Annotated in this window: 17 protein-coding genes; 9 read left to right on the forward strand and 8 right to left on the reverse strand. The window is 45.2% G+C overall.

Features of this window, described 5'->3' with window-relative positions; genetic code table 11:
- The first annotated feature begins 19 nt into the window (after positions 1-19).
- On the forward strand, positions 20-1,006 hold the full coding sequence (gene btuC, locus LRP50_RS00250) for a vitamin B12 ABC transporter permease BtuC (RefSeq protein WP_274162512.1): 987 nt from the start codon (positions 20-22) through the stop codon (positions 1,004-1,006).
- Positions 1,003-1,758, forward strand: a complete 756-nt coding sequence (gene btuD, locus LRP50_RS00255) for a vitamin B12 ABC transporter ATP-binding protein BtuD (protein ID WP_274162513.1) — start codon at positions 1,003-1,005, stop codon at positions 1,756-1,758. The genes btuC and btuD overlap by 4 nt, the downstream gene beginning before the upstream one ends.
- A gap of 75 nt (positions 1,759-1,833) precedes the next feature.
- On the opposite strand, the gene LRP50_RS00260 is transcribed toward btuD, so the two are convergent.
- The 3 genes from LRP50_RS00260 to LRP50_RS00270 form a co-directional block, all read right to left on the reverse strand.
- On the reverse strand, positions 1,834-2,292 hold the full coding sequence (locus LRP50_RS00260; RefSeq protein ID WP_274162514.1) for a tellurite resistance TerB family protein: 459 nt from the start codon (positions 2,290-2,292) through the stop codon (positions 1,834-1,836).
- A 218-nt stretch (positions 2,293-2,510) separates the two neighbouring features.
- On the reverse strand, positions 2,511-2,918 hold the full coding sequence (locus tag LRP50_RS00265) for a VF530 family protein (protein ID WP_274162515.1): 408 nt from the start codon (positions 2,916-2,918) through the stop codon (positions 2,511-2,513).
- A gap of 105 nt (positions 2,919-3,023) precedes the next feature.
- Positions 3,024-4,628, reverse strand: coding sequence for an ABC-F family ATPase (locus tag LRP50_RS00270; protein ID WP_274162516.1), 1,605 nt, complete (start codon positions 4,626-4,628; stop codon positions 3,024-3,026).
- Between the two features lie 537 nt (positions 4,629-5,165).
- Between LRP50_RS00270 and LRP50_RS00275 the strand changes: the two genes are divergently transcribed.
- From LRP50_RS00275 to LRP50_RS00285, 3 genes are all read left to right on the forward strand, one after another.
- The gene (locus tag LRP50_RS00275; RefSeq protein WP_274162517.1) at positions 5,166-6,227 is read left to right on the forward strand and encodes an AraC family transcriptional regulator; all 1,062 of its coding nucleotides are present in this window, start codon (positions 5,166-5,168) and stop codon (positions 6,225-6,227) included.
- A gap of 380 nt (positions 6,228-6,607) precedes the next feature.
- Positions 6,608-8,065: a coniferyl aldehyde dehydrogenase gene (locus LRP50_RS00280; protein ID WP_274162518.1), complete on the forward strand. Its 1,458-nt coding sequence runs from the start codon at positions 6,608-6,610 to the stop codon at positions 8,063-8,065.
- A gap of 87 nt (positions 8,066-8,152) precedes the next feature.
- Positions 8,153-9,721: an AMP-binding protein gene (locus LRP50_RS00285; protein WP_274162519.1), complete on the forward strand. Its 1,569-nt coding sequence runs from the start codon at positions 8,153-8,155 to the stop codon at positions 9,719-9,721.
- Between the two features lie 550 nt (positions 9,722-10,271).
- On the opposite strand, the gene LRP50_RS00290 is transcribed toward LRP50_RS00285, so the two are convergent.
- The 5 genes from LRP50_RS00290 to LRP50_RS00310 form a co-directional block, all read right to left on the reverse strand.
- Positions 10,272-11,570, reverse strand: coding sequence for an outer membrane protein transport protein (locus LRP50_RS00290; protein ID WP_274162520.1), 1,299 nt, complete (start codon positions 11,568-11,570; stop codon positions 10,272-10,274).
- Between the two features lie 331 nt (positions 11,571-11,901).
- Entirely contained in the window at positions 11,902-12,270 is a 369-nt protein-coding gene (locus LRP50_RS00295; RefSeq protein WP_274162521.1) for a hypothetical protein, read from the reverse strand.
- 19 nt (positions 12,271-12,289) lie between these two features.
- Positions 12,290-14,455, reverse strand: a complete 2,166-nt coding sequence (locus tag LRP50_RS00300; RefSeq protein WP_274162522.1) for a lipoxygenase family protein — start codon at positions 14,453-14,455, stop codon at positions 12,290-12,292.
- A 666-nt stretch (positions 14,456-15,121) separates the two neighbouring features.
- On the reverse strand, positions 15,122-16,105 hold the full coding sequence (gene trhO, locus LRP50_RS00305) for an oxygen-dependent tRNA uridine(34) hydroxylase TrhO (protein ID WP_274162523.1): 984 nt from the start codon (positions 16,103-16,105) through the stop codon (positions 15,122-15,124).
- A gap of 189 nt (positions 16,106-16,294) precedes the next feature.
- Positions 16,295-17,131 (reverse strand): calcium-binding protein, encoded by an 837-nt coding sequence (locus LRP50_RS00310; RefSeq protein WP_274162524.1) that lies wholly within the window; start codon positions 17,129-17,131, stop codon positions 16,295-16,297.
- Positions 17,132-17,553: 422 nt separating this feature from the next.
- On the opposite strand from LRP50_RS00310, the gene hrpA reads away from it, so the two are divergent.
- The 4 genes from hrpA (at position 17,554) to LRP50_RS00330 (ending at position 24,653) form a co-directional block, all read left to right on the forward strand.
- Positions 17,554-21,456 carry an ATP-dependent RNA helicase HrpA gene (gene hrpA / locus LRP50_RS00315; RefSeq protein WP_274162525.1) on the forward strand — a complete coding sequence of 1,301 codons (3,903 nt, stop codon included), beginning with the start codon at positions 17,554-17,556 and terminating at the stop codon, positions 21,454-21,456.
- A gap of 337 nt (positions 21,457-21,793) precedes the next feature.
- A complete protein-coding gene (locus tag LRP50_RS00320; RefSeq protein ID WP_274162526.1) occupies positions 21,794-22,405 on the forward strand; it encodes a murein L,D-transpeptidase catalytic domain family protein in 612 nt (203 codons plus the stop codon).
- Positions 22,406-22,619: 214 nt separating this feature from the next.
- A complete protein-coding gene (locus LRP50_RS00325; RefSeq protein ID WP_274162527.1) occupies positions 22,620-23,522 on the forward strand; it encodes a DNA ligase in 903 nt (300 codons plus the stop codon).
- A 126-nt stretch (positions 23,523-23,648) separates the two neighbouring features.
- Positions 23,649-24,653, forward strand: coding sequence for a LacI family DNA-binding transcriptional regulator (locus tag LRP50_RS00330; protein ID WP_274162528.1), 1,005 nt, complete (start codon positions 23,649-23,651; stop codon positions 24,651-24,653).
- Positions 24,654-24,702 lie beyond the last annotated feature (49 nt).

Genomic DNA, 24,702 nt, shown 5'->3' on the forward strand with positions numbered 1-24,702 from the left:
ATGTTTAAGCCTTAAAACCATGCATTTACTTGAACTTGTTGAGCGACATACTCGTCGTTGGCATATCGCGCTTGTCACTGCTTTTGTGCTTCTTATCGCCTGCGCGCTTCTCTCATTGTCGGCGGGTGAAATCTGGATTTTCCCATTTCATTCTGAATCTGCTTTAGCGCAGCAATTATTGATAGAACTCCGCGTTCCTAGGGTTATTGCCGCCATTTTGATTGGCGCTTCATTGGCTGTTTCTGGCGCAGTACTGCAGGTGTTACTCGGTAACCCACTTGCCGAACCGGGAGTTCTGGGAATTTCCGGTGGAGCAAGCCTTGCGCTTGTACTCGTGATGTTTTTCTTTCCAGCTATGGCTAGCCAATATGGCTTGATGTCAGCGGCTATGCTAGGGGCGCTGTCTTTCACTGGCATATTGGTTTGGCTAGCCAGAAAACGCACCATGTCGACAGCTCGTTTGCTATTGATAGGTGTAGCGTTAGGGATCTTGTCAGGCGCTATTGTGACGTGGGCTTTTTACTTCAGCTCAGATCTTAACCTTCGTCAGCTTTTATATTGGCTAATGGGCAGCTTGTCTGGTGTGCATTGGGCGCAACTCAGCCTTGCTGTTGTTGTTATTCCTGCTGTGCTTTGGCTTTGTACACAAGGGCACAACTTGGACTTGATGATGCTGGGTGAAACCCCAGCGAAACAACTAGGCTTGAATACTCAAACTTTACGCTGGCAACTTATTTTGATGGTGAGCATTCTAGTCGGTGCATCAGTTGCCATGGCTGGCGTGATTGGTTTTGTCGGGCTTGTGGTTCCACATTTCCTCAGGTTATGGCTAGGAACCGAAAACAAATTTCTATTGCCTCTTTCAGCGCTTGCGGGGGCTTCATTGCTTTTGGTCGCTGACACCATAGGGCGTATGGCGATTTCTGAAGCTGAACTGCCTGTTGGCGCAGTGACAACGTCACTTGGTGCGCCGTTGTTTATCTGGATGTTGTTGAGGCGCGTATGATTGACGTTAAAGATATCGCCTTAGGCACTCGTTTGTTGCCATTAAGTTTTTCAGTTAAACAAGGTGAAATCGTCCATTTGTTGGGTGCCAATGGTAGTGGGAAAAGTACGTTGCTGGAGTTGTTGTCTGGATTAACGGAGGGGCAAGGTGATGTCTTTTTGAATGATATCTCATTAGACAACATAGACAGTAAAACGCTGGCTAGACAACGTGCCTACTTGAGCCAGCAACAGAAACCAGCTTTTGCCATTGGTGTTTACCAATACCTTAGCTTGAGTCTTTCTGCCCTGGCGGTAAGCAGTTTTGAAACGCGAGATAAAGCGGTTAAAGACATATGCTCAACCTTGGGGATTGAAGACAAGCTCAATCGAAATACAGAGCAACTTTCTGGTGGAGAGTGGCAGCGAGTGAGGTTGGCGGGCGTGTGTTTACAGATTTGGCCGGACATTAATCCTGATGGGAAACTCCTCATTCTTGATGAGCCAGCAAGTGCTCTGGATATTGCGCAGCAGAGTGTGATGTACAAGATGGTCAGGCGGATCGCAGACCGAGGTATCGCTGTTGTGATGTCTAATCACGACATCAATCGTACATTGAGTGATGCGGATAGGGTGATGCTGTTGAAAAATGGACATCTAGTTGCCCAAGGTGAACCCAAAGACGTAATGCATGTTGATACACTGGAGTCCGTCTTTGGTACTCGATTACGCCGAGTGGAAGTGGATGGGCAATTACTGTTACTTAATACTTAGTTGGCGCACGTCTTACTATCGCACATGGCGATAGTAAGAAGGCTCGACCTCGGTGTTATCGAGATAACAATGAAATCAAAAATTGCTGTCTGCTTGCGCTTCGAGCTTCGCTTTGATGAACATTGCGTGATCCAGATAAAGTAATTCGGCAGTTTTGCGGATCACTGAATCTTCCAATGGATCCAGCTTTCCATCGGCGTACGCGACTCCCCACATTGCTTTTATCAAGTCAAATCGTTGTGGCTGTTCCAGCTGTCGCAACTTATCGGTGTAGTCGTAGAGCGAAACTGAATTAGAGCTATCGACTTTTGCGTCGTTAACTAATGCAGACGCGGCGGTTTCATCTATGTTCAGCAGGGCAGCTAAGAGGCGTGTTTTCGCCGCTTCTTCACGAGGGTCAAGCTCGTTGTCTGCGTCAGCCACCTCACACAGTAAGCCCGCCATCGCTCGTTGATATCGGTTCTCATTAGATGCGACACTTCCACCTTCCTCGGTGAACACTTCTCTAAGAATTGATGACAATTTTGAAAACATGATGGGTATCCAACTAAATCAATGAGTGATCTTTGTCAAAGAATATCAGTAGTTGAACCTATAACGCCAAAAAAATTAGCTCTTAATCATTTCAGTGAAGGTGTTAAAGCACGCGAAGTGACGTTTTGGATTCAACGGGTGTGGGGTCAGAATGGCGACAAAAAAGCCAAACCTGGGTAGGTTTGGCTTTTTAGATGAAAAGGGTCACAAGCAGATTATTAGCGACGGCTTGGTCGGCGTCCTGTACGTGCTTTATGTGCTGACGCAGCTTTGGCTTGAGACAGCAAAATGGAATCGACGGTGAGTTCCATTGGCTCGCGAGGCTCTAATCCGTGCGGGAAAGGGCGTGCGCGAGGTGGCAATTCAAATTCAGCTTCTGTCGCTTTTGGCATGCGCTTAAAACGATAAAGATAGAAGTTTTCTACTTTCTCTCTCGCCCAATCTGTTTTTTTCAAATACTTCACACTGCTTGTAATGCTTGGCTTCGTATTAAAGCAGTTTAATCGCATTGCAGTGTCCAGAATTTCCCAGCCGTAATGATCAACAAGCTGTTGCAGCATGTCTTCCATTTTCAGACCATGCAAAGGATTGTTCTGTTGTAGCTCGATTCTTTCTTGTTCTGTCATGAAGGAATTCTCCATTTTAGGTGAATCGCACGCAGTGCTGATTGGGTAGTCATCAGTGTGCGTGCGGTTCGAAATCATATTTCTGCGTTAGTGAGTTGTAACGCGTTAAGCAACGTTTAACATCTTTTGCTGGTGCGCGAGGTATTCGTCAAACGTACCTTGGAAATTCACCAGTGTCTTGTCTTTCACGTCAATAATAGACGTAGCAAGTGATGATACAAATTCGCGGTCATGGCTAACAAAGATGAGCGTACCTGTGTACGTTTTCAGTGCATTGTTTAACGCTTCGATCGCTTCCATGTCCATGTGGTTCGTTGGTTCGTCCATGACAAGTACGTTGATGTCTTGCATCATCAACTTGCCGAACAGAAGGCGGTTCTTTTCACCACCAGAACAATTCTTGGCTTTCTTGTTTACGTCGTCTGCAGTGAATAGAAGACGACCAAGAATACCGCGCACCATCAAATCATCATGCTTCACAGTACGCCATTGTGAAATCCAATCAAAAATGGTCATATCATTGTCAAAATCCGCAGTGCTGTCCTGCGGGCAATAGCCCACTGACGCATTTTCTGACCATTTAACGATACCGTTGTTAGGAGATAGCTCGTTCACCAGACAGCGCAATAGGGTGGTTTTACCCACGCCATTCTCTCCGATGATAGCGAGACGCGAACCCGCTTCTAGCAATAAGTTACCGCCTTCAAATAGCAACTCATCGCCAAATGCATGACCAACGTTTTGAAGTTCCAAAGCTTGGCGGTGAAGCTTTTTACCTTCGCCAAAATCAATAGAAGGACTCATACGGCTTGATGACTTCACTTCATCTAGCTTGATTTTGTCCATTTTCTTGGCACGAGAACTCGCTTGCTTCGCCTTGGATGCGTTTGCACCGAAGCGGTTAACGAAGTCCTGCAATTCGCTGATCTCAGCAGCTTTCTTGGCGTTACCTGATAACAACTGATCGCGGATCAGTGCAGATGCTTCCAAGAAATACTCGTAGTTACCTGGGTAAATACGCAGTTCACCGTAATCGATATCTGCCATGTGAGTACATACAGAGTTCAAGAAGTGGCGATCGTGCGAAATGATAATCATCGTACACTTACGCTGGTTTAACTCTTCTGCTAGCCAACTGATGGTGTGAATATCCAAGTTGTTGGTTGGTTCATCAAGCAACAGAATATCTGGGTTTGCGAAAAGCGCTTGCGCTAACAGCACGCGCAGTTTCCAGCCTGGCGCAACGTGTTGCATCAAGCCGAAGTGAAATTCTTCTTCGATACCCGCTTTAAGTAAGATGTCACCAGCGCGACTTTCTGCTGTGTAGCCATCCATTTCTGCGAATTCGCTTTCAAGCTCTGCGACCTTCATGCCATCGTCTTCGCTCATTTCTGGCAGCGAGTAAATACGATCTCGTTCTTGTTTGACTTCCCAGAGCTTTTTGTCACCCATGATGACAACATCAATAACGTTATGTTGTTCAAAGGCGAATTGGTCTTGGCTCAACACACCTAGCTTTAGTCCTGGCGTGATAGATACATTGCCAGAGCTCGGTGATAACGCACCGCTAAGAATTTTCATGAACGTTGATTTACCACATCCATTGGCTCCGATTAAGCCGTAACGGTTACCGTTACCGAACTTAGCAGAAATGTTTTCAAATAGTGGCTCGGCGCCGAATTGCATGGTGATGTTAGCGGTTGAAATCAAAGAAATATTCCTAGGTAGATGAGACGGGTGATTCTCTGGTTAAGTGTGTCTAGATCAAACAGTGTTAATGCACGAATGAATAGGGCGCGAATTATACAGACTTATTTAACAAATAACAGATGTGAGAACTAAGTCACGGAAAAAGAGGCGGATAACGACGCAGATATTGGGATGGGTGGTGTGTTGTAACAATGTGCGCTAACGATTTACGGGTTTCACCTTGCACGATATGAGCGCGATAGGTGGTTGTTTAACCGAGCTATTGTTACATCAATGTGTTGATGTGCCGTTTAATCTAAGGTGAATGCTAGATCTTAGAGATCTCACGGTCTCATTCTGTCTCAATATTGAAAGTATTTATGTAAAAATATTTGAATTTTGAATCGATACAAATCAATCATTTTAACAAACCTTAGTGGTATTAATATGTTATCAATATTCAGTTAGAACAAAGGATAAGAGCGACCCTGTACCTCCCTTTACAATTTGAAACATTGTGGTAACACTTGAGGCGTTGTAGAAAGAAAAGTGGCTCAAATGAACGCATATTACTCCACATTGAGTGGTTGGATCATTCCGGTAACGCGTGCAATCAAAGCGCTAGATCTCGACCCCGTTGAAACCTTGAAGCGGTTTGATATTGACCCAGCCGAAGTGAACAATCCTGAAGGGCGGATTTGCGTTGAGAGTTTGGGAAACCTGTTTACTTACTGCAATAAATATTCAGGTGCTCGCAATTTCAATATCGAAGTTGCTAAGTGCTTTCACCCTTCGATACTGCATGCTTTGGGTTACGCAGTGCAATCAGCTTTTTGCCTGCAAGAAGCACTAGAGCGTGTGAGTCAATATAAGCGCGTTGTATCAAACTGCAGCAATATGGAAGCGTACGAGATGAGAGATCACCTCGTCGTGGAGTTAGTGGTTTATCGTTACACCGACAGCGGGCGCTTAGTTCTTTCAGCCGATTTGATTGAGTCTTTTCTTGCGACGCTTGTCCAATTGTCTCGCGGGTTGGTAGGCGGCGATTTGAATCCAGTAAAGATCGAATTTACGTTCGACCGTTCAAGTGATGCATGTCCTACTGCCATGGAGTTTTTCAATTGTCCCATTGAGTATGGTTGTGAGCGAAATGCGGTGTTGCTTGACCTGAACCAAGCCAAAGAGAGAGCTTTTGGTAACAACCCTGCAATCAATCAAATGCACATAGAGCTTTTGAACCAGTTCATGACCCGGGTTGACAGAACCAACCTAACTTACCTGATTGAATCCAAAATTCTTGATGAATTGCCTGTGGGCGCGCCATCACAAGCTGATGTTGCTAAACATCTCGGGTATAGCCTTCGAAACCTGCAGCGTAAGCTTAGTGAGCAGGGGACTTGCTACAAAGATATTCTTGATAATACTCGTAAGCGCATCACGTTGAATTACATCAAACAGCCACATATGAGCATTAGCGAAATAGGATATTTGGTGGGTTTTTCGAACGTGGCAAACTTCAATCGTGCTTTTCGGCGTTGGGAAGGCTGTGCTCCTGGTGAGTATCGCACCAAATACCTTTCTACTAACGATATGGTTGAACACATCCAATCCAGAGTGTAGTGCTGATTATTGATGGCACTGATACTCAAGTAACCTGAAGATTTTTGAAATTGAGTCGCTTCAGGTTGCTTGGATATATCACTAACCGCCTGAATGTTTTCGTCTATTCCTGATAATTTTCCTTCCTACGCAATCCCCAATCTGCATCTGTCTTCATTCGAAACGAAAAGATAAGTCTTTGGCGCAAAATAACAACCTGATCGGATACCTCCTGATTCATATTGACAGAGAGGGCGATTTTCAGTCCTTCGCACTGTACGTGTAGTTGTTGCTATTGCTCTTAGGAATGTGCCGAATTGACGTATCAATTTTGACCAAGGGGCCGCTTCACATCACCGTTATTCAAAACAGTGCATCGCAAATACAAGGAGTTCTAATCCATGAGTAACGTTGAGCACATATCGGGAGTTGCGATAACTGAAAAGTCTGACTTGTCAGAAAGAGTGCGTATGCTCGCGATGTTTGATGCACAGAAAGCGGCCTTTGAACAAGATCGGTACCCTTCATTTGATTCACGAGTCAGTAGCTTGAAACAGCTCAAGCGCGGCATCTTGGCGCAGAAAGAGGCCTTGCTGGGTGCGTTGGAAAAAGACTTTCGCTACCGAAGTCATGACGAAAGTATGTTGGGTGACATATTTTCTTCGATATCAGCGATTGAATACACACTAAAGCACTTAAAGGGGTGGATGAAGCCGGAAAAGCGGGCTGTTGGCATTGTGTTTCAACCCGCGCATGCGAAAGTGCTTTATCAGCCCAAAGGGGTTGTAGGAATCATTGCCCCTTGGAATTACCCTGTTTTTCTCACCATTGGCCCATTGGTCGCCGCCATTGCTGCGGGCAATCGAGCCATGATCAAAACGTCGGAATACACGCCGAATACCAATACAGTGTTGGCAGAGATTCTGGCGGGAATTTTTGATACTGATAAGGTCTGTGTAGTTCAAGGCGATGTAGACATTGCTCAGGCTTTTTCAGCATTGCAGTTCGACCACATATTGTTTACGGGCTCGACTGAGGTGGGGCGTCATGTCATGAAAGCAGCGGCCGAAAATTTAGTGCCAGTCACGCTGGAGTTAGGTGGCAAATCCCCCGTCATCATCGACAACCATATTTCTCTGGATGAAGCGGTTAAGCGTTTTATCTATGGCAAAACCATGAATGCCGGTCAAACCTGTGTGTCACCGGATTACGTTTACTGCCCCAATGGGAAAATTAGAGAGTTGGTCGCCTCATTGAAACTCCGCTACGAATCGATGTATCCCGTCAATGACGGTTATGCAAAACGGACGCGAATTATTAATAGTAAACAGCACCAGCGTCTACTCGGTTACTTAGAAGAAGCCAAGAAGCGTGGAGCTGAAGTGATTTCGTTAGGCGACGCAACAGTAAACTCAGAAGAATGCTATATGCCATTGACCTTGGTAATTGGCACTGATCGAACGATGAAGATCATGCAAGAGGAAATATTTGGTCCAATCTTGCCCATTATCGGATACGACGACTTGAATACAGTGATTGAGGAGATAAACGCAAACCCACGTCCATTAGGCCTCTACATTCAGAGCTTCGATAAAAACTTTCAACAAACGGTTCTAAAGAATACGCATGCTGGAGGGGTTTGTATCAATGATGCTGCATTCCATGTGGTGATTGACGATCTACCATTTGGGGGAGTCGGCGACTCCGGACTTGGAAGCTATCACGGTGTCGAAGGATTCAAAACATTCTCACATGCCAAAGCGCTATTTAGCCGCGGTAGGCTGTTCTTTTCCGATATGTTGTACCCACCTTATGGAAAGCGAATGCATCATTGGTTCTATAAGCTATTTGTTCGCTAATCGTGTGTTTTCACTGGCTACATATTGGAAGTGATTTGGCTAATCATAACCTTGGTTATGTTTAGTTTGACGAAAGGAGAATTGCACATGTTGGAAAACGAAAGTACTACGGAAAATTTGGCGGGTTTTATCGTGCAAGCTTGCAAAGCATATGGCGATAAAGTGGCATTTTATTGTGGACCCGCGCAGTTAACTTATCGAGAGGTTGAAAGCAAATCTCGTGCATTGGCATGTTGGTTTCAACAGCATACCGCATTGCAGCCAGGGGATAGGGTCGCAATTCAGCTTCCCAATATATTGGATTTCCCTGTTGCGGCGTTTGCAGCATTGCGAGCAGGGTTGATCATTGTGAATACCAATCCTCTTTATACTCAAAGAGAAATGCAGCACCAGTTTTCAGACTCAGGTGCAAAAGCGATTGTTATCTTCTCTCCACTTGCTGAAAAGTTGTCTGGGGTTATTGATAAAACAGACATCGAAGTTGTGTTATGCACTTCCAGTGAGCTACCAGATATTGTCTGCGAAAAAGACATGAATATCTCATCCATTGAGCTCGCTATTGATAGCTGTGTCGACTCAAGCCTTATGCCTGTTATCGTGCCTCCAGACGCCGTTTGCATGTTGCAATATACAGGGGGGACAACGGGAAGAGCAAAAGGGGCATGTTTAACGCATCGATCTGTTTTGAGTAATATGGCGCAGTTATCCGAAAGGCTTAATGGTGTCGTCGAGCCGGGAAATGAGATCTTCGTTTGTCCTCTACCTCTGTATCACATCTATGCGTTTGCGGTGAATTTAATCCTCTTCTTTTCAATGGGTAATGCCAATATCCTTATCCCAAACCCTCGTGACTTAGACAGCATGGTGGCGTTGATGAAGCCTCATAAATTTACTGGTATGGCTGGGATAAATACCTTGTTTGTCGGGCTATGTCAGCACCAAGGTTTTCGTGATTTAGATTTTTCCCACTTAAAAATCACATTGTCAGGTGGCACGGCATTAATCGACAGTGCAAGACTTGCGTGGAAAGAAGTGACAGGTGGCGAAATTACAGAAGGGTACGGTATGTCTGAGACATCGCCCGTTATCAGCATCAATCATCCTGGAAAAGAGCATTACGGCACGGTTGGACATGCTTTGATAGATACCGATGTCCAGATTTGGGATGTGAATAATACCGTTGTTGCGAAAGGGGATGTTGGGCAAATTGTTGTGAAAGGCGCTCAGGTGATGAAAGGGTATTGGAACAACCCTGAAGAGACGTCGGAAGTTCTCACGTCCAATGGTTTTTTTAAGACTGGGGACATGGGAATGATCCTTGATGATGGCTCTATCCAAATTGTCGATAGACTAAAAGATATGATTCTGGTGTCAGGATTTAATGTCTATCCGAGCGAAGTTGAACAGGTACTGTCGTCACATCCGGATGTATTAGAGGTTGCGGTTGTGGGCGTGCCTGATGCTGTTACAGGCGAGGCGGTAAACGCACATATTACGGCGAAAGAGACCATCGATCTGGTCGCCCTCCAACAATATTGCCGTGAAAACCTTGCGGCATATAAAATCCCGAAACAAATCCTAGTTGTTAGTGAATTACCTAAATCGGCGGTCGGAAAAATTCTACGAAGAGAGTTACGAGCGACCCAAAGCGGTTAGTCACAATACCAGTATGATCTAACCCAGAGTGTGAAACTCCGAGGGATGATGTTTTTAGTGTTAATTTCTTGTCCATTACTGTTGTTTGATGACAGTTTGCACCCCGGCATGAGCCTGTCGAGGTGCTTTTTTTTATCTGAATTTTGTGGTTTATACCCAATCAATTCTGCATCTTATGGTTGTTTGGGTATCGTGTTATGTGTGCGAGTTTTGTCTAGTTAGAAGGTGATACTGCCCAAGACATATCACGAGTCGTTGATTTGCAACGTCCAATAGCCAATCTTGAACCGGTCATCGGATTGTTGAATGCGTGTAGTGAACTTTTTTCAGATGCATTTTCAGGAGCAATCACTGAGTGAGAGTTAACATTTCGTTATGTATAAAAAGCCTATGGCAGAGAGGCGGAATGGCGAAAATTAATGCAAATGCATACCAAGCATTTTAGTAAAGCCAGTAACAACGCAGATATATCAACAGCAAAAAGCCCAGCGAGCTGGGCTTCTTCGTTTTCAATCGGTGAGTCGTCCGTTAGTGACCAATATGAAAGGCTTTAGAAGCGATAGTTTGCCTGAGCACCCACAATAACTAGATAACCTTTTGTTTGGTATTCCTGCTCTCCCACGAACAGGCTTGTTTCTTTAAAGGTTTCCTTTGAACGATCCATGTAAGCAAGCCCAACATCAAATGACCATTCTGGGCTATATGTGTAATTTAAACCCGTAGAGAGCCACAATGCATCTTGGTCTGGAATGCTTAACGTTGTTGCGCCTGCTTTTTCATCCAACGCGACACCAGCTCTAAGGGTGACTGCTTGATTTAGCTGGTAGGTTGCGCCAAGGGCCCATCGCCAACTGTCATCGTACTTTTCGGGCTTAACAAAACAGGTACCGCCATTAATGGAACAGCCGGCACCGCTAGCCTTGAATTCTGTGTAATCACTCCATTGTGTCCAAAGAGCGCTATAGTGGACAGCCAATGTATTGTTGAGCTGGTGAAAGCCTGAGAATTCAATGGTTGCTGGCAATGGTACATTGGAAACACTGTCAGCACTGCCACCACCTGGAATAGCCACAAAACCGACCGTATGATCGATGAAGTCGCCGCTAAGTTCGAGATCGACCCCCGCACGATAAGCCAGACCGAATCGATTGTTCTCATCGAGCTCCACCAGAGCGCCTACGTTCCATCCGAATGCCCAATCGTCAGCGTCCCAGCTGAGTAACTTATCCGAACTGTTCTTGTTAAAGTTGCCACCAGAAGCGCCATAGTGACGGTTCACTTCCCCCGTTGCGTAGATAAGGCTAACACCACCACCAAGACTCAGCATGGGGTTGATCCGATATGAGACGGCAGGGTTGAAGTTGACCGATAACAGAGAGGTGTCACCCCCAATATCGCCCGCGGCAAAATCATCTTTTAGGTCAGTGCCTAAGCCATAATTTGAATAAACACCAAGGCCCACTGCGATTTTTTCATCGATAGGGTGAACGTAGTAAGTCGAGGGCACGAACTGTGCAGGCACTGTATCGTTAGATGAAAAAGCATCCGAGCCACCTTTCACATCAATACTGCCATCGAAATAAATGAGTGCGCCAGAGAGTTCAGCCTGCTCGAACAAAGACATTAGTGCTGGGTTTCTTCCCATCGCCGCCGCAGTGTCACCAATAGCTGCTTCCCCTGCATAGGAACGGCCAAGACCGCTGACGGAGTCAAATGCGATTTGGTAGCCGGCTGCGTTAGCAGAGCTAATGCAGAGTGTAGATGCGATGATAGACGAAGCTGCCACCAGAACAGTGATGGTTCGTTTGTTCACAGAACGTTGAATACTTGGATAATGCGTCACTAACATATGGACCTCCATGGTTACTCTCAATAATGTTGTGATCGACTCGTGAAACGTCGTGGTTAGTTTGATGTTATGTGTTTGCGAGGTAGGGTGTTTGTCTTGATGTGCCATAAGGCTATCTGCAAATCATCTTGTGTTGTGTGGATTTGAATTTTTCATGAAAACAACGTGTTGCCATGATGAAGTCTGCAGTTTAAAGGTGACAAAACGCCTGATTTTTTCGACACAAAAACCGATGGGTCCTATGACGTTTGGCAGTAAGAGAAGATTGGGAGGATGTGACAAGTTAGTTGAAGCGAAGAAACGGGCTATTTAGACATAGCCCGTGAACAATTTACGCGTTTACATAGCGAATGAAATAATCCATCAATTGAAACTCTTGCTGTAGGTTACTGAACGCAGCTTTGAAATCAGTACCTTTGGGACTTGTTTCCACCAGCTGTTTTGCAAAATCTGCAATTTGTTCGTCTTTAACCGTTTTTGAGTGAATCAGGTTTTGTTTAATAGCGATAAACACATCTTGCTCTGGCGTGGTTAGTGCTAATTCGTCAGCCACAGTGACAGGGGTAGAATGACTTCGTGCGGCGGCCAAAGCCTGTTTAGGCTGTTTCCAAATATTGACTTGTGATAACGCCAGGCATGAACCACTCGCGACTAAAAGTGTTCGCATTGTTGCTCTGCGAGATAGATTAATTTGTTTCATGTTGACCTCTCCTAAACAACTAATTCCAAGGGCTGACAGTGATGGTTGATGGCATTCTTAAGTCGTAACTCCAGCGGCGGTCAGCGTTTTTCGCACGAATATCGTCATCGAGTGATTGAAGTTGAGATTGGAACACATCCAAAAGCGGGTAAACATTGGGATCATGCTTGAATTGTCCTTTGGGGTATTTACCCAAAGAACGGTGCCAATCCTCTGGAAGATCGGTAAAGATCCTTGAGAAGAAAAAGAGACCAGCTCCGACATTCATTGGTGGGCAGACGTTCAGCCAATCTCTTTCTGAATAGCCATGAGTGGGCTCGATAGGGTGGTCGCGGTAAAAGCCGAGAGCGCCAAGCTTCATAAACGATGCAAAACTTGAAAAGCCGTGGTTTACAGACATCCAATAGATAATGCTCGAGATGATATCAACCAAGCGGTCAATCGAATCGGCATTGTCTGGGAAGCCACGAACCTTGCCATCATGAGTGGTTTCGTAGAGGAACGCTTGAAGTTCAGTGTCCTCGATAACGTCGTTATCAGAGTGATAATAAAGACGAAGGTAACCGTCTACCCACTCTCTGATAATGGGCATCATCTTGTCATCATCATGTTGTGGATAGTCGTCTATTTGGGCGAGGCTTGGATCGTCCATACGATCAAACGGTGTACCTTGCTCAAAAAAGCTGTAGTGGTTCTTTCTTCTTACCGTCGCGTTAACAAAGGTGGCACTGCTAAAACCAGATAGTTTTTGAATAGCGCCTGTTAGAAGACCGTTATAGGGATTCCCATAGGGGTCATCATCCCCGATGATTTGTGCACCTACCTCAGTAAATATTCCGGTGTGGTTGTTGGTGACCAATGCCATGAGGTGTGTGTCTAGCAACGGACGAAGCGGGTGGTAATCTGGAATGTTTCGAAAATAAGCAACTGGGATTGGCCCAAGATAAACATGGGTGGATAAATGATCAATAACCGAGGCCATCGATGTCATGGTAGTGATGGCGTTTTTGGCCATTTGCCATGCCCAATAATTGTCAGCAGGCGTGATAATTTTTGACTGAGGATGTTGATTGCCACCGTAACCAAAGATATTGGTGAGTGTCCAGCCAAGGCCATCCCAAAATGAATTTCCAACAGGGTTTTGTGTTGGCTGTATGGCGACGGTTTTTAAAGTATTGCTATGGGTAGGTATGGCAAACAACGCAATACCTGCATGCAACCTTGCGCCATAGTTATCCCAATTTCGCGGAGCGACGGTTTCTTCGTGAAAGTCTTTGAAATCAAGAATAAACAGTCGACCTTCCGCCATGGCTTGGTCGAGATTATCTGATTCAAAACCGGGCACACGCTTAAATTTATCATTGGTCATTGGGAACTTGCGCATGTGTTCGGTATACGGTTGAAGATAGTTGAACACCGGGGTTTGAGATGCGGTCATTAGCCAAGCAATCAAATCGTCGGAGCGGAAGTCGTTGTCATATGGGGCTTTGGGCCATTGTTTGATGCGCTTTTCGTACTCAGGATGAGACGGGCAAAAATCAGGGTAAAAATCGAGTTCCTCGACACTGTTACATTTGCGGTGAGGGAAAGTCACCAAGATAGGATCCATGATTTCAACGGTGAACCTTCCCAAGTTGTTGTCGAACACAGAACTGTAGATAACACTAAGGAAGCTCAAGAAACGCGCGGCAATGTCAGGGGTCAATACGATGGCTGCGAAGTGCTTACCCAAATAGGCAATCGTCCCCTCGAACATGCGAAGGCCTTCAAAATCAGGGTCTGCATCGTTAACCCCAAAATTATACTCTTGCTCTTCGAGCCCTCCGCGGTACTGCCAGTCTTTGGCTGTTTGTACATCCTCACAAGTGACATTTCCGTGTACAACAGCGCCAGGAAGTTTTGCGTATTCGAAGAAATTATCAATTTTGGCCTGAATCAGAGCTTGTTCGCGCTCGGTAAGTGTGGAGCTATCATATTGAGGAAGTGAGACACTGGGGTACGGATCTTTGAAAAACTCAACACCGCCAAGCCCAACGGGTGGGCCACCTTGTATGATGTCACCGCTATAACACTGAGGTGCATTGAAAAATCGAGCTGCTCTTAAGTCTGAGCTATTTACTGTTGCTTTAGGCGCATTGATGAGCGCCCTGAGTTCTTCAATTTTATCGTTTGTATCATCGCTCATTGTTTCATCCCTTCATCGCTGCTGGATACGTCACTTGATTAACTTCAACAGTACAAACCGCGGTTAGATCATCCTTTACGCTGAGTTTTATGTACTTGCTGAACAACAGATAACCTTTGGTGATGTAAGCCTTTGATGGATTGTCATGATCTTCTGCACAAATGGATTTTTCATGCGCTGTTGCTACTTAGCTGAAACTGCGAGTTTCAGTTTTTTGAGCAGAAGCCACATATATTCCTCGCCACTAAACGTAATGAGGAAATGCCATGTAAAGGTATCAGCAGATAATCACTAGGGTTTATCCGAACGCGAATAACTGTTGTCCGAGTAAACACGTCTTCTGGTGTAACGTCATTACCGTTCGATCTTTCAAGAAAAGTGTAAACTTTACTGACAAAATTCATCTCTTAATGATGAGATTCGACGCATGTTTGATGCAGGTAAGTGGATTCGCTAATTGAAAATATCAGGGTATAAATAGGTGCTAGGGCGGACTGGCGAAATCACGGATGGGGAATATCATCGGTCGGCAATAAGTCGCGGTGACTAACAGGCAGAACAAGGATAAATGAGTTCAGGTCATTACATTGTGGTGCAGTGATTTTACAGTGGCGAGATCAGTCTCGGCACAGGCTAAGTATGGGTTTAGCCTATGCCGCACTTTGTCTATTTACCGCGAGTACGTTGTTTCTGTTTTTGTGACAGCTTCTGAGCGCGCTTGATTTCTTTGTGCTTGACGGCATCAGAGCCCACGTGGACTTCGCCCCGTTGATTGGCGAGCTGCACTTGTTTCTCTCTCTCCTTGAAACTCGCAATTTGTTCGTCGCTATGCGTGCCAAAGCACTTCGGGCAACTCACGCCTTGCTCAAACTGAGGAGATTGCTTGTCTTCTTCGGTGATGGGGAAGCGACAAGCATTACATAGACTGTAATCACTTTGCTCAAGCTGGTGGTTGACTGCAACACGGCCATCAAAAACATAGCAATCGCCATTCCACAGGCTGTTTTCTTCTGGTACTTCTTCAAGGTATTTTAGAATGCCACCTTCAAGGTGATACACCTCGTCGAACCCTTGCTCTTTCATGTAGGCCGTAGACTTTTCACAACGAATACCGCCGGTACAAAACATCGCCACTTTTTTGTGCTTTGTTGGATCCATGTTTTCTTTTACGTAGCTAGGAAATTCGCGAAAGGTTTCGGTTTTGGGGTTCACTGCACCTTCAAACGTACCAAGTTCGATTTCATAGTCATTTCGTGTATCAACAACAAACACTTCTGGGTCTGCGATTAAGGCATTCCAGTCGGACGGTTTGACATAGGTACCCACCACAAGGCGAGGATCAATGCCTTCGATGCCCATGGTCACGATTTCTTTCTTTAATTTGACTTTGGTTCGGTTGAAAGGTTGTTCGTCACTGAATGATTCTTTGAAATTGATTCCTGCTAGGCGAGAGTCTGCATTGAGATAGGCCAGCAAAATATCGACGCTTTCACGTGAGCCAGACACAGTGCCGTTGATGCCTTCCTGTGCTAACAGGAGAGTTCCTCGGACTTGATGTTTTTCCATTAAATCTGTCAAAGGTGATTGAATATCTAGGTAATCTTTTAGTTCGACAAACTTATATAAAGCGCAGACAACAAACTGACTCACGGAGCTTCCTTTCTAAAACCATGTGCATAGACGGATATTGTAACTGAGGTCATCAGCAACAAACATGGAGAAATTATAGGGATATTATTACTGTGAAGAACATCCAATGCATAAGTCGGAGGACGCAATATGGACTAAAGACAAGAAAAGCGATGGTACTGCCTTTCTTATCTTTTTGACGTTTGCAGATTAAACGTTATAGAAAATGAAGTCATCCGACGAAAAATCAGAAAGCTGCGAATTGTTAAACACGATAGAGTGGGTATCCGAAAGCGTTAGCTGTACGGTTGGACCTGCCTGTTCAATAAGCAGATCGTCAAATGACTCTGCTACGTTGAGTAGGAAAACGGTATCGATGTCTTGCTCAAAATCGACAATGCGATCGACACTTTGTTGACCTTCAAACAGGTTAGTAAACATAAAATAATCTTGGCCTTCGCCGCCAAAATAGAAATCGTTACCACTCGTACCAACCAGATAATCCGAACCGTCATTCCCAAACAGGCGGTCGTTACCTATACCACCAATAAGAACATCATCGCCACTGCCACCCAATAGAGCATTGTCGCCAGCCAATCCGATCAATACATCGTTGCCGCTGCCTCCACGAAGAACATCATCACCGGCTCCTCCGTAAAGGATATCGTTGCCGCGACCGCCGACAACAGTGTCATCGCCGCCGTAAGTGGCGGCATGGCTCAACAGTGCTTGATTCTCGGCAAAAAACTGCTGAACACCAGCAACTGCATAACTAACATCTGACGGTGAGACCCAAGAGAAGTCTTGTTCTTTGACCGATTCATACAGAGCACTAAGCGTATCTGAAAACGTAGTGTCTTCTGTGTCTAAGTACTCATCAATAGGAATATCGTCACCGAGTATTACATCGTCACCACTAAACCCCACGATGGTGTCAGCACCGTCTAGGCCGTTGATAAAGTCGTCACCATCCGTTCCAGAGAGCGTGTCGTCAACGTCAGAACCTAAGCCTATATAATCAAAATCTATTCCATAAACTGTCGTCATGGTTACCTCCATTGTCTATATATGAACGACCTGTGTTGAATTTAGTGTACAGATTGAGTGATTCTGAAATGTGTCAATAAGTAGAGAATGTCTTTGATAGCAAGTGCTGCAACGGATATGTCAGTGATGAGAATATGTCTGCGCGTCTGGAGGGAAGAAGCGTTGTATATTACCAGTGTTGAGTGATCGCTAGACAAGGTTGATAGGAATGTTCGAAAAGATAAGAAGAGGTGTTAATAGTCAGATTGAGAGCGTTGTCGATTGAAGTAGTGATTTGCTTAGTGGCTGATATTGGGGAGAGAGTTTGTTTCGGTCTGTGGTAGAATCGTCGCAATTTTTTAAGACGGTATTGCGCCATTTTAAGCCGCAACGACGTACCGTGTATGGATATTCACCATTAACCGCATTTCTTGGATACCGTTTTGACTGCTTCAATCCATCAAAATAACGCGAAAACACTATTCAGTGCCCTTGATGACTGCATGCTTAGAGACAAGTTTCGTCTCAGTAAACGCATCAAGGGCGCTCAACGCATTAAACAAAACGATGCTCGTCAGGCTGTTTTTGACCAAATCGCGCTAGATATCGCTAAGTCGATGCAAGTGCGTATTCAAAGACAAACTAATACCCCGAAAATCACTTACCCAGAACAGCTGCCAGTTAGTCAGAAAAAAGACGACATTGCAGAAGCCATTGCCAACAATCAAGTTGTGATTGTGGCTGGTGAAACCGGTTCAGGTAAAACCACTCAGCTTCCCAAAATTTGTATGGAATTGGGATTGGGCGTTTCGGGTATCATTGGTCATACTCAGCCACGTCGTCTTGCCGCACGCACCGTTGCCACACGTATTGCAGAAGAGCTTGAATCTGAACTTGGCAATACCGTGGGTTACAAAGTTCGATTCAATGATCAGGTGTCAGAAGCATCACGAGTCAAACTGATGACAGACGGTATTTTGCTGGCTGAGATCCAGCATGACCGTTACTTAAATCAGTATGACTGTATCATTATCGATGAGGCGCACGAACGTAGCCTAAATATCGACTTTATTCTTGGCTACTTGAAGCAACTGTTACCAAGACGCCCTGATCTCAAACTCATCATTACGTCGGCAACCATTGACCCTGAGCGTTTCTCTAATCATTTCCGTGGTGCGCCAATCATTGAAGTGTCGGGTCGTACTTATCCGGTTGAAGTGCGTTACCGCCCATTGGTTGAAGACAGTGAAGACACTGATCGAGACCAGCTTCAGGCAATTTTCGATGCCGTGGATGAACTTCATGACGAAGGGCCGGGCGACATTCTGATCTTTATGAATGGTGAACGAGAGATTCGTGATACTGCAGATGCCCTAGAAAAGCGCAATCTTCGTGGTACAGAAATTCTTCCACTATATGCGCGTTTGTCTTCAGGTGAACAAAACCGTGTATTCCAAACCCATTCAGGTCGTCGAATTGTTCTTGCTACCAACGTAGCGGAAACCTCGTTAACGGTCCCGGGCATCAAGTATGTGATCGACCCAGGTACAGCGCGTATTTCACGTTATAGCTACCGTACCAAGGTTCAGCGACTTCCTATTGAAGCAATATCGCAAGCCAGTGCCAATCAGCGTAAGGGCCGATGTGGTCGCGTGTCTGACGGTATCTGTATTCGATTATTCTCTGAGGAAGATTTCCTTTCTCGTCCAGAATTTACTGATCCAGAAATTATTCGCACAAACTTGGCGTCCGTTATCCTGCAAATGACAGCCATCGGTCTGGGTGACATTGCATCGTTCCCATTTGTTCAGCCGCCAGACAGCCGAAACATTTCTGATGGTGTTCGACTGCTTGAAGAGCTTGGCGCTCTAAAAGAAGGCAAAACCCATGATGATAAGAAACAGCTGACTGAAACGGGTCGTGCATTGGCGAAATTGCCCATTGATCCGCGATTGGCTCGCATGGTGCTGGAATCTGCGCGCATGGGCGCACTGAAAGAAGTCATGGTGATTGCGTCAGCGCTGTCGATTCAAGATCCGCGAGAGCGCCCATCGGACAAGCAGCAAGCCTCCGATGAAAAGCATCGACGTTTCAGCGACAAAGAATCTGATTTTCTGTCGTTTGTGAACATGTGGGATTACATCCTAGAACAACAAAAAGCGTTGTCTGGTAATCAATTCCGCAAACAGTGTAAAAAAGAATACCTTAACTATTTGCGCGTGCGCGAATGGCAAGATGTGCACTTCCAAATTCGTCAGGTAGTGCATGAGCTTGGTTTTAAAATCAATCAAGAGCCAGCGGATTATCAGTCTGTTCATATGTCATTGCTGGCAGGTTTGCTCTCACATATCGGCTTAAAAGATCAGGAGAAGAACGAGTACCAAGGCGCCCGTAACGCAAGGTTCGGTATTTTCCCGGGATCTGGCATCTTTAAGAAGCAGCCAAAGTGGGTCATGGTGGCAGAGCTGGTGGAAACCTCAAAGCTATGGGGACGCGTGGCTGCCAAAATTCAACCAGAATGGGTTGAGCCACTTGCCAAGCATTTGATTAAGCGTAGCTACAGTGAACCGCATTGGGAGAAAAAGCAGGCTGCTGTTTTTGCTCATGAAAAAGTCATGCTTTATGGAATTCCAATTGTTCCGAAGCGCAAAGTGAACTACGGCAATATCGATGCTGTAGTCAGCCGCGAGATTTTCGTTCGCTCCGCGCTGGTGGAAGGAGATTGGGATACCAAGCACAAGTTCTATCATCAGAACCGTAAACTACTAGCCGAAGTTGAAGAACTGGAGAAAAAATCTCGTCGCCGCGATATTTTGGTAGACGATGACACTCTCTATGAGTTCTATGATCAGCGCATTGATTACAGCGTTGTATCTGGGCGTCACTTTGATTCTTGGTGGAAGAAGGCCAGCCGAGACGAGCCAGAGAAACTCAACTTCGAAAAAGCGATGTTGCTGGCGGGTGATGCCAGTCATGTGACTGAGCTCGACTACCCGAACTTCTGGTATCAAGGCAATTTGAAACTTAAATTGTCGTATCAATTCGAGCCGGGGTTGGACCACGATGGTGTGACAGTGCATGTTCCGTTGCCTGTTTTGAATCAGGTTGAACCTGATGGATTTGACTGGCAGATCCCGGGATTGCGTCATGAGCTTGTGGTGGCATTGATCAAATCGCTACCAAAAACGTTACGACGTAACTTTGTGCCTGCACCAAACTATGCGTCAGCCTTCCTGCAGCGCGTGACACCAATGGAAGCGCCAATACTGGATTCGCTAGAGAAAGAACTCAAGCGTATGACAGGCGTGACCGTGGTACGTGATGATTGGCAACTGACGCAATTGCCAGAGCACTTAAAGATTTCCTATCGCGCTGTGGATCATAAGAACCGCAAACTGAGCGAAAGTCAGGATCTCTATGCGCTGAAAGATGGCCTTAAAGAGAAAGTTCAAGAAACGTTGTCGCAAGTGGCTGATGACGACATTGAGCAACAGGGTTTGACAACGTGGAGCTTCGGGCAGCTTCCACAAATGTATCAGCAAAAACGTGGTGGGTTTGAAGTGAAGGCGTTCCCAGCCATCATTGATAATAAAGACTCTGTTGGCATCAAGCTGTTTGAAACCGAGGAGGAACAGCGTCAGGCGATGCAACAAGGTCAGCGTCGTTTGATTTTGCTGAATGTGCCATCACCGATAAAATATCTACACGACAACTTGCCCAACAAATCTAAGTTGGGCTTGTATTTCAACCCGTATGGGCGCGTGTTGGATCTGATTGATGACTGCATTGCTTGTGGTGTGGACAAGTTAATTGAAGCGCAAGGCGGCCTGAAATGGGAGCCTGAATCTTTCGATTCAATGAAAGAGTATGTGCGTGCAGAACTTGGCGATACCGTAGTGGATATTGCGAAACAGGTTGAGCAAATCCTAACAACGGCTTTCAGTATCAATAAGAAGCTTAAGGGCAAAATAGATTTCACCATGGCGTTTGCATTGTCGGACATCAAGGCGCAAATTGATGGTCTTATCTTTAAAGGCTTTGCAACTGAGTGTGGTTGGAAGCGTTTACCTGATATTCAACGTTACCTAAATGCCGTTGAACGACGTTTGGAAAAGCTACCTATCGATCCAAACAAAGACCGTTTGCATATGTTGAAAATCGAATCAGTGGCTGGTGAGTATAAAGAGCTACTGAATAAGATCCCGAAAGGGCAAAAAGTGCCAGTTGCAGTAAAAGAAATTCGTTGGATGCTAGAAGAGTTGAGAGTTAGCTATTTTGCCCAGCAATTGGGGACGCCATACCCGATTTCTGATAAACGCATCAAAAATGCAATTGACGCCATATAAGGCCTTTACAGCACTGTTTCACATCAGACGCAAGTTCCCATAAAAACAGAAGCCAGCAGCAATGCTGGCTTTCTCACATTTTGCCGCTATGGCAAGATCTTCACTATCAGATGTAAAAAGCGGCAAGCTAATGCCCCTGCATTCTGTGCAATGTCACCCAAATGATGAATAACAAATCAGCACTGGTGACAGATGATTTCTAACTCGTTGAATGACCATTATTATTCGTTGTCAGACGCTGTTTGGCACGAAATTTGGTATATCGATCACTAACGTTCAAAACGTTTCCGTTTTGGTACGTTGAAGCTGAATGATGTACTAATTGATAGGGAATACCATGTTTAGGGCTGTAAAAGCGCTGTGTGCGCTGATGTTATTGTTGTTGTCGACCAATGTATTTGCATCACACCTTTCTGATGCGAAAACCATGTATAGCCAACTTAGGCTATCGCATGAAGTGTCTTATGATAAGTTTGAAAAAGCATACAACCACTTCAGAACACATAGAGGAAATTCTTCTGTGTTTACGTTGATTGATTACAGTAAGCCTTCGTCGCAAAAACGCTTTTGGGTGTTTGATGCTGCAAAGCGAAAGACGCTTTATTCTTCTTATGTCTCTCACGGTAAAAACAGTGGCAACCTTTACGCTAAGACGTTTTCAAATCGTGTTAATTCACACCAAACATCGATTGGGGTCTTCCGCGCTGGGGAAACTTACTACGGTAAACACGGTTATTCATTGCGCTTAGATGGGCTTTCAAAAGGCATCAATGATAATGCACGCAAGCGTGCCATTGTGATCCATGGCGCTGCCTATGCGCACCCAAAAGTTATTTCGAAAACAGGTCAGCTTGGCAGAAGTTGGGGATGCCCAGCGTTACCGAGCTATTTGTCGAAAAAAGTGATTAATACCATAAAAGACGGCACGTATATTTACGCATTTGGGTAAAGCTTAAGCCTCACACTCACACTATCAGTCTATTCCCTGGCTAAACATTGTCAGTTTTGTTTTATTGGCGCGTATCGAGAGAACGCGCCATTTTTATGCATAAATCTGCAACGACATCAGTCTAAATATATAGACACTCTCAGCGTGAATCATTTCTGTGGTACTTCCCATTCACCAAGCGAAAATGGCAGCATAGTTTTCACTTGGAGTCGTGATGAATAAATACCTTCTCGCCGGTGCAATAACGTCAGTGCTGAGTTACCAAGCCTATGTAATGGCGACTGAAAGCCATCTGGCATCCGGTAAAAACAGTAAAATAGTGCAAAAAGACAAAGCTTACATTCCTATACAATTGGCCTCGGAATATCGACACGGTATGGCCATTGATTGGGCGGATTACTTATTCAGCGAAAAACTGGATGGGATTCGTGCGATCTGGACAGGAGAAAGGCTTATTACTCGTCAAGGTAATCAAATTTCTGCACCTGCTTGGTTCACAGAAGCTTTGCCACCTTATGCTGTGGAAGGAGAGCTTTGGTCGGGTAGAAATCGTTTCGAACACATTATGTCAGTGGTGATGGATGACACGCCCAACGACGATGATTGGCAAACCATTCAGTTTATGCTGTTCGATTTACCAACACTGGATGGAGACTTTACGACGCGATTTGATGCATTAGTACACCTTGTGAATTCGACTGATTCTGACCATATCCAGTATGTGCCTCATTTTCCTTCCTTGAGTGAGCACCACATTGAGAGACTGCTTCGAGATATTGATGGCAATGGCGGAGAAGGCCTTATGCTGCGAAAAATGTCTAGTGGATATTTGTCGGGACGCAGCGATAACGTATTGAAGTTTAAAATCTCAAAAGATGCAGAGGCCTTAGTGGTTGGTTATCACGAAGGAAAGGGTAAGCATCAAGGCAGAATGGGCTCACTGATGGTGAAAACGGATAGCGGCAAAGTCTTCAAAATAGGTACGGGATTTAGTGATAAGCAAAGAGAAAATCCTCCTGAAATCGGCAGTATGGTGACATTTCGCTACAACGGATACACCAAGAACGGTATTCCCAAATTTGCACGGTTTATGCGTGTTGATGAAACCAAGCAATGAAGGTCAGTGTAACAGTGCATTAAAGAGAAACCTTGAGTCACAGTTTGCAGATAAAACATGGAAGATTTCTGAATTTGTTCAAAAACTTAACAGAGTCACATTTGTGCTTTGTTAAGGGTTTTGGATATGCAAAAAAAGCGTCGGCCAACTATGCAAGATGTCGCTGAACGGGTAGGGGTTACGAAGATGACGGTGAGTCGTTATCTTAAATATCCAGAGCGCGTCGCTAAAGCGACTGGCGAACGCATTCAATCTGCACTGGACGACGTTGGGTATATCCCTAACCGAGTACCTGACATTCTTTCTAACCGCCGCAGTCATACTATTGGTGTCGTCCTTCCATCCCTAAGCCAGCCTGTTTTTCATCAAGTTATCAAAGGGATTGAGAAAGTGACTGAAGCCTCTAAGTATCAAGTGATGGTAACTCACTGTGGTTACGACTTAGAGGCAGAAGAACAACGTATTCAATGTTTGTTGTCGTTCAATGTTGACGGTCTTATCCTCGCAGAGAATCAACACTCTGACCGAGCATTGAGAATGATTGAAACTGCGGGTATTCCTGTTGTGGAAGTCTTGGATGCAGATACCTGTATTGAGCGAATGTCTGTGGGAATAGACAACGAGCAGGCAGCAACCGCGATGGTGACCTTAATGATTGAACGAGGTTACAAGAACATTATTTGTTTGAGTGCTAAAAAGGGGATCAGAACTCAAAGCAAGCTGCAGGGTTATGTGAATGCCATGGAGAGTGCTGGATTACAAGCGCGGAGTTTGACGGCAAAATCTGAATCTTCAGTTTCACTGGCAAAGAAAATGACGCGAAAAGTCCTTGAGCGATATGGTGATACTGATGCATTTTTCTGCACCGACGATGAACTGGCTGCGGGGGTGTTACTCGAATGCCAACGACAAAACATTGATGTACCGGAAAGAATGGGCATTGCTGGCATCCATGCGTTGGACATTGGACAATCCATGATGCCAAAGCTTGCAAGTGTTGTGACACCAGACGTTGAGACGGGCGAACGTGCGATGTTATCACTTCTCTCTGTGATAGAAGGGCACAGTATGCCTGTTGAGCCGCTAGAATTTGAAATTGATGAAGGCGAGAGTTTACTCTCGCCATATTAACCATATTATCTTATCACCGCAGCACCACTTCAGCGCTAGATGAATCAGA

The sequence above is a fragment of the Enterovibrio gelatinilyticus genome (assembly GCF_028683095.1).
Taxonomy (GTDB): Bacteria; Pseudomonadota; Gammaproteobacteria; order Enterobacterales; family Vibrionaceae; genus Enterovibrio; species Enterovibrio gelatinilyticus.